Source organism: Caldithrix sp., from assembly GCF_056497305.1.
In genome coordinates, this window is the sequence record NZ_JBSMDE010000141.1 from 1 (window position 1) to 3056 (window position 3056).

Sequence of the window (3056 nt, forward strand, 5' to 3'; positions counted from 1 at the left end):
TCAAAATTTACAAAGCAAAGACTAAAACGCCTTCTTCCTTTTTTTCAAGGAAAGGGCGCCGGGGGGATGGGTTTTTAAAACAAAAACTCACCTTAAATGCTTTGCCCTTGCGAAGCCTCGAGCCGAAAATCGAGTTAGGTTGCGCCTGCAAATGGTCTGCCATTGTAAGGGATTCTCAGAATGACATGCCGGCACGGTTCCTCACCGCATGGGCATAAGTTGCCCCTTCGCAAATTAATTCGTAATTCGTCATTCGTAATTTTTAATTTAAAAATGCTTATCTGTGCGCTCTGTGGTTACTTAAATTCCTGTGTAAATGTCTTTTGGTTGCGGCTCTGCTGCCTTAGAATTTAAGGGAAGTATTCTAAAAGGATGGAAGGAGACCTTTCGTTCGCAGGAATGACGTGCAGGGAGGGAGTCAGTACACGACCATTAAAAAATCAATCGGGTAACAAAGCTTTCAGCAGTTCGGTACGCCACAAACCATTCTGCGCATCATAAATGCCAAATCCGGCGCAGAACTCCCAGTAGGCCCAGCTAAAGCCGCGTTTTTCGGCTTCGCGGGCCACTGTGGAAGTCCAGCGCACACGGGAAGCTAAATCGGCTTTACTGTAAGCCCCAAATTCGCCCATAAACACAGGCACCTTGTTTTTGGCAGCCCACTGGCTTACCCGATCAAAATCATTCTGAATGGCCTGTACCTCCTGAGAGGTGCCCAGCCATTCTGTGCCCAGCCAGGCCTCACTCCCCTCTACCCACTCCGCGCCCTGATGGGTAAAATGAAACGGCTGATAATAGTGAAATGTAACAATCAGATGGTCGTCATCAGGCAGTAGCAGTTTTTCAAGCGCATCTACTCCACCCCAGTTGGCCGTGCCAATAATCACCGCCCGTTGTGGATTTTCCTTCCTGATCACTGCCAGCGCCTGGCTTAAATATTGATTCCAGAGCTCCGGAGTTAACTGGTCATGCGGCTCGTTTAAAATTTCGAACAATAAATTGGGTGAATAATCTTTGTAATGCGTTGCGATTTGTTGCCAGAGAGTTAAGAAGCGCGCCTGATGCGCAGCAGGCTGGCTAAACAATTCATTGTAATGATGAATATTGATGATGGCTATTAGATGATTGTCAAAAGCCTGTTGAATGGCCCAGTCCACGCGTTGAAAAAAAGCGCTCTCAATGGTAAAGGGCGAATCGGAGCGGGCATGGGCCGACCAGCGAATGGGAATGCGCACACTATTGAATCCGGCATTTTTGATCAGATTAAAATACTCGGCCTGCAAAACAACGCCCCAATCGCCTTCATTGGGCGCTTCCAGGGCATTCCCAAGATTGATCCCGCGGCCAATCTGCTTATTTGTCTGCTGAACAGCAGGCCAGTTTTGTTCCTCATCGCCCTCCGGCCCGTTTGTCGTAGAATGCCCGCAGGCCGACATCAAACCAGTGATGAGCAGTAAAATCAGTAAAAAGTTTTTCATGTTTTCTGGCCCGTGTCTTTGATCAGCAACAGGATGATGCCAAAGAGGACCATAATGCCGCCCCACCATAAATTGGGATAGGTATGGGCTAAGGCGGTTTTTACTTCTTCGGGATGCAGGTAGAGATAGATGCCGGTGATAAAAATAATGCCACCAACAATCACCATAAGTAATCCCACAAAGAACCAGATCGATTTCATTGCTTTTTGTTCACTCATGCTAACCCCCTTTTACCAGAAATAGAGATTCAGGAAAACAAGAACAATTAAAGACAGGAGCGCCCAGAATTCCGGCTTTTTGAACAACGGAGCCGGTTGATCGACCGTTTCCTCGGTTAAGCCGATGACCAGTCCTACCAGCTCTTCGTCTTTACGTTTCCTGGTATGAAAGCTCACCAGAACGGTCACAGCAAAGGTGATCAGCCAGGCCCACCAGGCACGCCAGAAGTTGGCCGCCATATCGCTGGAAACATCCGTCAATGTGATGATGTTTTTGGCCAACCAGCCAAATTTGACGGCAATAAAGAGCGAAAACGAGGAGACCATACCGGCCAATAACCCCCAGAAGGCCCCACTCGGCGTAATCCAGCGCACAAACATGCCCAGGAGCATGGTGGCAAAAAGAGGGGCGTTCACCCAGGAAAAGATAGCCTGCATGTAATCCATAATGGTCGGCATGCTTTTGGCCCAATAAGCGGTACCTACGCTAAATATAATTCCGGCGATAGTGGCTACACGTCCCATCCACAGTAATTGGGTATCCGTCGCTTTTTTATTAATGACCGAGCGGTAAATATCGTAAGTCCAGACCGTATTAAAAGCGCTGATGTTGCCGGCCTGTCCGGCCATAAAGCCAGCCAGCAGAGCCGTAACGCCCAACCCAATCAGTCCGGTGGGATAATAGCGTGCAATCAACAACGGTAAAGCCGAATCGTAATTGATTTTATTGCCGTCCTGCAGCAAATGAAAGCCGGAATGGGGATCATGCGCCAGCACATAAGCGATTAATCCGCCAAAAATAACGATGAACGGCAAAGCCATCTTGAAAAAGGAAGCCAGGATGGGCGTCATGCGCGCGCTTCGTAAATCCTTGGCCGAAAAAGCGCGCTGAACCACCAGAAAATCGGTTGTCCAGTAACCAAACGAGAGCACAAAACCAAGCCCCAGAACAATACCGCCCCAGGTGATCATCATTCCATTTTGCGAGGCGGAGGCAGAGGTGGACCACAGGGTGTTAAAAGATTCGGGCACGCGGGCTAAAATCTCTTCCACGCTGCCGATTTCAATTACGCCCATAATCGTAACTAAAAACAGACCAAACCAGATGAGAAAGAACTGAATGATTTCCGTAAAGATGGCGGACATCAAACCGCTTAAACTGACGTAAATGGCCACCGTTAATGCCGAAGCCCACATGCTAACATCCCAGCTCCAGCCTAAAAAGGTGTGCAAAACCAGAGCCATGGCGTACAAATTGATGCCCGAAACCAGCAGGGTCATGATGGCAAAAGAAATAGCATTCAAGACGCGTGTCTTTTCATCAAAGCGTAACTTTAAATAGCCTGGCACAGAACTGATT

General features: G+C 48.3%; 3 protein-coding genes. All 3 read right to left on the minus strand.

What is annotated here, in order from left to right; translation table 11 throughout:
• Positions 1-440: 440 nt before the first annotated feature.
• Positions 441-1478, minus strand: a complete 1038-nt coding sequence (locus ACWB0I_RS11750) for a glycoside hydrolase family 5 protein (protein WP_479388260.1) — start codon at positions 1476-1478, stop codon at positions 441-443.
• Entirely contained in the window at positions 1475-1696 is a 222-nt protein-coding gene (locus ACWB0I_RS11755; protein ID WP_479388261.1) for a hypothetical protein, read from the minus strand. Before ACWB0I_RS11755 ends, ACWB0I_RS11750 begins: the two co-directional genes overlap by 4 nt.
• Positions 1697-1708: 12 nt before the next feature.
• Positions 1709-3056, minus strand: a 1348-nt coding sequence (locus tag ACWB0I_RS11760; RefSeq protein WP_479388262.1) for a sodium:solute symporter family transporter, incomplete at its 5' end; no start/stop codon positions are given.